The organism is Rhizobium sp. SEMIA 4085 (assembly GCF_013004495.1).
GTDB classification, from domain to species: domain Bacteria; phylum Pseudomonadota; class Alphaproteobacteria; order Rhizobiales; family Rhizobiaceae; genus Rhizobium; species Rhizobium gallicum.
Window position 1 is genome coordinate 1 of record NZ_JABEPH010000330.1, and the last position, 6865, is coordinate 6865.

7 protein-coding genes and 1 pseudogene are annotated in these 6865 nt (G+C 58.8%); 7 read left to right on the forward strand and 1 reads right to left on the reverse strand.

What is annotated here, in order from left to right; genetic code table 11:
* Positions 1 to 696 precede the first annotated feature (696 nt).
* Positions 697 to 1111: pseudogene (locus tag C9413_RS25320) on the reverse strand (IS110 family transposase); the annotation flags it as partial.
* A gap of 323 nt (positions 1112 to 1434) precedes the next feature.
* On the opposite strand from C9413_RS25320, the gene C9413_RS25325 reads away from it, so the two are divergent.
* From C9413_RS25325 to C9413_RS25355, 7 genes are all read left to right on the forward strand, one after another.
* Positions 1435 to 1608 (forward strand): hypothetical protein, encoded by a 174-nt coding sequence (locus C9413_RS25325; RefSeq protein WP_166677348.1) that lies wholly within the window; start codon positions 1435 to 1437, stop codon positions 1606 to 1608.
* 225 nt (positions 1609 to 1833) lie between these two features.
* Complete coding sequence (gene nifW / locus C9413_RS25330) at positions 1834 to 2217, forward strand: nitrogenase stabilizing/protective protein NifW (protein WP_040114249.1); 384 nt, start codon at positions 1834 to 1836, stop codon at positions 2215 to 2217.
* Positions 2218 to 2405: 188 nt separating this feature from the next.
* Positions 2406 to 3257 (forward strand): electron transfer flavoprotein subunit beta/FixA family protein, encoded by an 852-nt coding sequence (locus C9413_RS25335; RefSeq protein WP_040114248.1) that lies wholly within the window; start codon positions 2406 to 2408, stop codon positions 3255 to 3257.
* A 66-nt stretch (positions 3258 to 3323) separates the two neighbouring features.
* Complete coding sequence (locus C9413_RS25340; RefSeq protein WP_052451696.1) at positions 3324 to 4382, forward strand: electron transfer flavoprotein subunit alpha/FixB family protein; 1059 nt, start codon at positions 3324 to 3326, stop codon at positions 4380 to 4382.
* Positions 4383 to 4394: 12 nt separating this feature from the next.
* Positions 4395 to 5702 carry an FAD-binding protein gene (locus C9413_RS25345; RefSeq protein WP_040114246.1) on the forward strand — a complete coding sequence of 436 codons (1308 nt, stop codon included), beginning with the start codon at positions 4395 to 4397 and terminating at the stop codon, positions 5700 to 5702.
* Between the two features lie 12 nt (positions 5703 to 5714).
* Positions 5715 to 6014 (forward strand): ferredoxin family protein, encoded by a 300-nt coding sequence (locus C9413_RS25350; RefSeq protein WP_040114245.1) that lies wholly within the window; start codon positions 5715 to 5717, stop codon positions 6012 to 6014.
* A gap of 235 nt (positions 6015 to 6249) precedes the next feature.
* Positions 6250 to 6865: GAF domain-containing protein (locus C9413_RS25355; RefSeq protein WP_170251059.1), on the forward strand; the 616-nt coding region annotated here is incomplete at its 3' end.

Below are 6865 nucleotides of genomic sequence, written 5' to 3' on the forward strand. Positions count from 1 at the left end.
GCGTAGCGACGCCATCGGGTTCCGGAATGTGGTGCACGAACCTGCCCCCGCCACCTCTTCGCAAAATCAAGCGTACTCTCTAGTGAAGATGATGAACATGTGCCATAGCCCATCGATTGCGCCCATCATCCCGTATGAGCGGCCATACTGTCGGGCGGTCGCGCAGAGCGCCAAAAAACGGACAAGTTCGCGTCGATGGTCCTTTGCGACGGCTTGTGAGAAGCCGTACTCTCTCCGGTACCTCGCGAGCACAAGAGAAAGATCGAATCGTTCCGCGACTGCGGTCCGACGCAAAGCGTCTTGAACGAACGCGTCGCCTTGGGCGTACCTGTGCGGAGCGCCTGTGGTTTTGTCGTCAACCGATGGGGATTGCTGGACAGCCGCGATGCTTGACGCGTCACCGCTGCCTCCAATGAGTGTTGCTTCAGTCATGAAAATCTCCAATGAAAGAACACAAGGGGCAAAACGCCTTCAACTGTCGGCTTTTCCTTGGTTCCGTTGTGTTTTGGGCGTTTTTGCCGATCGGCTGAATCTTCTCTGCTCGCAGGACAGGTTGTTCCGCCCTTCGGCTTTCGAACCAATCTCCAATCCGTGACCCTGCTGCCTTAGCTTCGGTCACAGAGTGAGATCCGGTTCCCGGTTTCCCATTCTCCTTCAAGAGCGCAGCCCAGACCTGCCGGGCTCGCTAGACATTCATCAGGACAGCCGGGATATCGTTGACGTCCCTTCCACAGTGCTTTCACCGCGCCGCTCGTACGCGCGCTGGTCAGGCGGGATCTGGAAGGCGATCGTCAAAAGCTCGCGCGCGATCTCAACACGCGCCGTGTTCACTCCCCTGATCTTCAAATGCTCGTATTGGGCTCGAAGCTGCGATGGCCAGCGCGACCGCTTCGACAAAGGCCCAGCGCAGCCACTTGTTGCCTTGCTTGATGATCTTGCTGCGAAAGCTCTTGCCGCCGCTCGAATAGGTCGACGGCAGCAGTCCGGCATCGTTGGCAAGCTTCTTCGGCGTGCGCAACCGCGATATGTCGTTGATCTCCGCATCGTTCAGCCGGGCGAAGAACCCGCCAATGCCAGGGATCGTCTTCAACAGCTTCACATTGGCATGTGATCATCTATCGGCAGTCTTGCCGCCTCGCCAAAATGGAGCTTCAAAAGTCGTGCCAATTGCGCCGAAGCAAGCTCAGAAAAAATCTTCTGCACGCTCGTCAATGGTTTACGTGAGATCCAGCAGTCACTCATGTCGAACACCCTGTGTGGCGGACTCGACAAATCCGACGGCACGTGTCAGTTGCCCGACATCTTCCCAGCAATGGCGCACAAGATTCATGGCAGTGCCAGAGAGATTGCGCAGTGTTGAAACGGTTTTTTCCTTTGGCACGGTCCATGCAACGTGATCCGAAAACACGTCACGGACTGAGGAGAAATCGAGCCATGAATACGCTCACGGACAATGCTGTTGCCGCCGTCAAGAGTGCTTTTTCCCGCGCCAGCGAGCTGGCGGAAGGCTTTTGCATCCTGGTCCAGGCCGGATGGGCCGGCTTCAAATACTTAATGGGCTTGGAGAGCGTCTCGCGCGAGAGGCGATGCGATCACCGCGACAGATAGGTCAAGGTGCACGTGGACGCAGCCTCCCAACCCCATGTCGCCGTCATGACCGCGGTGGGCATATCGGTTCCCCCGCTCGATTGATCTCGACCATCAGCCAATACGCGCCCGATTGCCGACGCGATTGCTCGCTGGTCGACCGCCTCGAAGCGCGCACTTTGCGGCTGAAGCCTCAGCTTTGCGGGAATGCACTCGAGACCACCGTTTCCGACCGGAGAGAATCCAATGTGCCGTTGCTCCGCTGACAGCAGTCCCATCAATGTCAACGACATCCTCGAGCGGCTGAAGGGCCTGTCGGCTGCGGAGGAGTTCTTCGCAGTCCTTGGGGTCTCCTATGACCGGAAGGTTCTCGATGTCTCACGACTCCATATCATGAAACGTATTGGGCAGTACCTCGCTGCAGAGGACTTCTCCGATCTCCCCGACCAGGTGATCGCTGCTCGGGCGCGCGCCATGCTGGAACGCGCCTACGATGATTTCGCGACGTCCTCGCCGCTCACGCACCGGATCTTCAAGGTGCTCAGGGACCACGATCCGGACAAACCCGCCACACCGGGCCGCACCTTCGTCCCGTTGGACTCCTTCCTGAAGCCGTTCGAGAAGGACTGAGCGCGTCACGGTTGCGACACGACAATGTCGAGAAGTCGACAAATTCTGCCATACGCCAACACGGCTAGAACAAAAACAGCTACATTTCAAATGGATAGCGGAATGCAACACGGTTGGCACAAATGATGCATGCAAGGATATGAACTGCCAAGCCCGCCATCCATTTAGGGAGGAAGTAAGAAACCGCCATGCACATCGTAATCTGTATCAAGCAGGTGCCGGATTCCGCACAGATACGTGTCCATCCGGTGACGAACACAATCATGCGTCAGGGTGTGCCAACCATCATCAACCCCTATGACCTCTTCGCCTTGGAGGAAGCCCTTGGATTGCGCGACTCTCATGGCGGCGAGGTCACCGTGCTCACCATGGGGCCGCCCATGGCAGAGGACGCGTTGCGCAAGGCGCTCACCTACGGTGCCGACCGCGCGGTACTCTTGACCGACCGCTATTTTGCCGGCTCCGACACGCTTGCGACCTCATTCGCTCTGTCTCACGCAATCGCGAAAATCGGAGAGTCCTTCGGCACGCCTGACATCGTCTTCACGGGCAAGCAGACGATCGACGGTGACACCGCCCAAGTCGGGCCCGGCATCGCCAAGCGGCTCGACCTCCTGCAGCTCACCTACGTCGCGAAGATCGCTTCCATCGATCTCAATGCGCGTGAGATCACGGTAGAGCGCCGCTCGGAAGGCGGCACGCAGACGCTGAAGAGCAAGCTTCCTTGCCTCGTTACCATGCTGGAAGGCACCAACGAGATCCGCCGCGGCTCGCTCGACGACGCGCTACGCGCCGCGCGCAGCCAGATCGTGAAGTGGAGTGCGGCCGACGCCGGCATCGAGGACCTCACCAAATGCGGCCTGCGTGGCTCGCCAACCGTCGTCAAGCGCGTCTTTGCACCTCCTGAGCGGGCGGAAAAGGCGGAGCAAATCGACACCACCGAAAAGACGCCGCGCGATCTCGCGGATGAGTTGATCGCCGGGATCTTCTCGCGCCAGCCGGGGCTGGAAAACGAACTCGCCTTTAACGGCGGCGCGTGACGGCAAGGAGCGACGAAGTTGACCGCAAAACGAAAAACCCCTCCTCCCGCCGCCGGCCGCGCCGGAATGAAGAAGGGACTGCCCGCGCATTTTAAGGACTATCGGCACGTCTGGGTCTTCATCGAGCTGGAGCGCGGCCATGTCCATCCCGTCTCCTTCGAACTGCTCGGTGAAGGCCGCAAGCTCGCCGACAAGCTGGGCGTCCAGCTCGCCGGCGTCGTTCTCGGACCGCCGGGAGAGGCCACCTGGTTTGCCATCGCCGAGGCCTTTGCTTATGGCGCCGACCTTGCCTACATCGTCGAGACCCCACTGCTCGCCGACTACCGGAACGAGCCTTTCACCAAAGCATTGACGGATCTGGTTGCTACCCACAAACCCGAGATTCTGCTTTTAGGTGCGACGACGCTCGGCCGCGATCTGGCCGGTTCCGTGGCGACGACCTTGTTGACAGGGCTCACGGCGGACTGCACCGAACTCGATGTGGATGCGGACGGCTCCCTCGCGGCGACCCGGCCGACCTTCGGCGGCTCCCTGCTATGCACAATCTACACGCTCAACTGCCGGCCGCAGATGGCAACAGTGCGACCGAGGGTCATGGCCATGCCGCAGCGCGGGAATAATCAGGTCGGGCGCGTCGTTCAACACGAGGTGCCGATGGTCGAGGAAGAGATCGTCACCAAAGTCCTCGGCTTCCTGTCCGATGGCCAGTCGGCAAAGGCCAATCTCGCCTATGCCGATGTCGTGGTTGCCGGAGGCCTCGGTCTCGGCGCGGCGGAAAACCTGAAGCTTGTGAAGAATCTCGCGCGGGCGATCGGGGCCGAGTATGGCTGTTCGCGCCCGCTCGTTCAGAAGGGCTGGATGCCGGCTGATCGGCAGATCGGCCAAACTGGCAAAACGATCCGGCCGAAGCTCTACATAGCGGCCGGCATTTCCGGCGCCATCCAGCATCGCGTTGGCGTCGAGGGAGCTGATCTCATTATAGCGATCAACACCGACCGCAACGCGCCGATCTTCGATTTCGCGCACCTCGGCGCCGTCACCGATGCGATCCGTTTCCTGCCGTCATTGACGGAACTCTTCACCCATCGGCTGTCGCCGCACAGTCGCGATAAGCTTGCGAACTGAGGGGACACGGCCATGACCGAGGAAAAGTTCGACGCCATTGTTATCGGGGCCGGCATGTCCGGCAACGCAGCTGCTTACACCATGGCAAGCCGCGGGTTGAAGGTGCTGCAGTTGGAGCGGGGCGAATATGCGGGATCTAAGAATGTCCAGGGCGCCATCATGTACGCGAACATGCTGGAGAAAATCATCCCGGATTTCCGAGATGACGCGCCTCTCGAGCGCCATTTGATCGAGCAGCGCTTCTGGATGATGGACGACACGTCCCACACCGGGATGCAATACCGGTCGGATGACTTCAATGAGACGAACCCCAACCGCTACACGATCATTCGCGCCCAATTCGACAAATGGTTTTCGCGCAAGGTGCGCGAGGCCGGAACAACGCTTCTGTGCGAGACGACTGTGACGGAACTCGCCCACGACACAGAGGGCAAGGTGATCGGCGTCCGCACCGACCGTGCCGGCGACGTGATCCTCGCTGACGTGGTCGTTCTCGCAGAAGGCGTCAACGGGCTGCTTGGCACGCGGGCTGGTTTGCGTCAGACGCCGAAACCCGAAACCGTGGCGCTCGCCGTCAAGGAAATGCATTTCCTGGCCGAAGAGGTGATTGACCAGCGGTTCGGCCTTAAGGCCAATGAAGGCTGCGTCATCGAGGCAGCTGGTACTATCTCCCGCAACATGGCCGGGCTCGCCTTCCTCTATACCAACAAAGAGTCGATCTCGATCGGCATCGGCTGCCTCGTCTCCGAATTCGCCGCGACAATGGAAAGTCCTTATGACCTGCTCGAAAACTTCAAGAACCATCCATCGGTCCGGCCGCTGATCGCGGGTTCGGAAGTCAAGGAATATGCCGCTCATCTCATTCCGGAAGGTGGCTACAAGGCAATCCCGCCGCTCTTTGGCAACGGCTGGGTCGTCGTCGGCGACGCGGCGCAGCTCAACAATGCCGTGCACCGCGAGGGATCCAATCTCGCCATGACGTCGGGGCGCATCGCCGGCGAAGCTATCGTCCAGATCAAGAATCGCGGCAAGCCGATGATCAAGGAGAACCTCGCCCTTTACAAGTCGATGCTGGAGAAGTCATTTGTCATCAAAGACTTGCGGAAATACAAGGACATGCCTGCCCTGCTGCACACCAATTCCCGCAATTTCTTCACGACCTATCCAAAATTGCTGTCGCAGGCCGCGCAGAACTTCATGCGAGTGGACAGCACCCCGAAGATCGAGAAGGAACGGGCGACGACGGCCGCCTTCATCAAGGCGCGCTCGCGCTGGGGGCTGGTCAGTGACGCAGTCCGCTTTGCATTCGCCTGGCGCTGAAGGAGAGATGAGATGACGATCGCAGTGACCAACATACGCGTAGAGGACAAGCTTTACCAAAACCGCTATGTGGTCGATTCAGGCCGCCCGCACATTAAAGTGCGACCGCACCAGTCCCCGAGCGTAAATCTGTACGCCCTGACGAGTGTCTGCCCGGCCAAATGCTATGAATTGAACGACCAGGGCCAAGTGGAGATCACAACCGACGGGTGCATGGAGTGCGGCACGTGCAGAGTACTGTGCGAGGCAAGTGGTGAGATCGAGTGGAATTACCCAAAAGGCGGCTTTGGTGTTCTCTTCAAGTTCGGGTAACCGCTTGCATATGCCCAAGAGCCTGGAACCAACACCGCGATTGCAGCCAAGCGCTGCAGCAATTTTGCTAAGATCGGCTTGTAATCTTGAAAACCCGTATCACAGGTTCATATGAATATGTACAAACAGAGGTTTTTGAGATCCGTCATAGACAACTAAAGGCTTTATAATGGTTCACATGCCCGCGCGATCGGTCGATGGGGTAGAAGCTCTGCCTGCACTCCCTGCTAAACCGATGCGCCAAGCGGACATCCTGCTCAGCGGAATCTATGAGATATCGAAGGTCCTGACCGCCCATGCCCGGCTAGAGATCACGCTTGCCAATGTCGTGAACATCCTCTCTTCGTTTCTGCAAATACGGCACGGAGCAATCGTTGTCCTGGCCGCAGAAGGACAGCCCGAGATTACCGCAACTGCCGACATTCCCCGCCCCTCTCAATCAGCCGATCGCGGCGTCATACCGAAGGCCGTAATAGACCATATCGTCACAACGGGTGCGCCCTTCGTCATAAAGGATGTTGGCAAGTCCGAACTATTTCAGGCTGATCTTCAAACGTCTCGGAGCAGCGGCACCGTCCCAATTGCCTTTATTGGCGTCCCGGTAAAGGCTGAGAAGAAAATTCTTGGCACGTTATCGATCGACCGCGTCAGGAATGGCACCACCATCTTCCCCTCCGACGAGGACGTATGCTTTCTAACCATGGTCGCCAACCTCGTCGGTCGGACCATCCAGCTTCATCGCATTCTGAACCTGAATGGTCAGCCGCTTATCGGGGAACAACAGAAACCGGAGAAATCGCTCATCGCGGAGAGGAGCGCCCCGGGCCGGCATCCACACGTCCAAATAGACG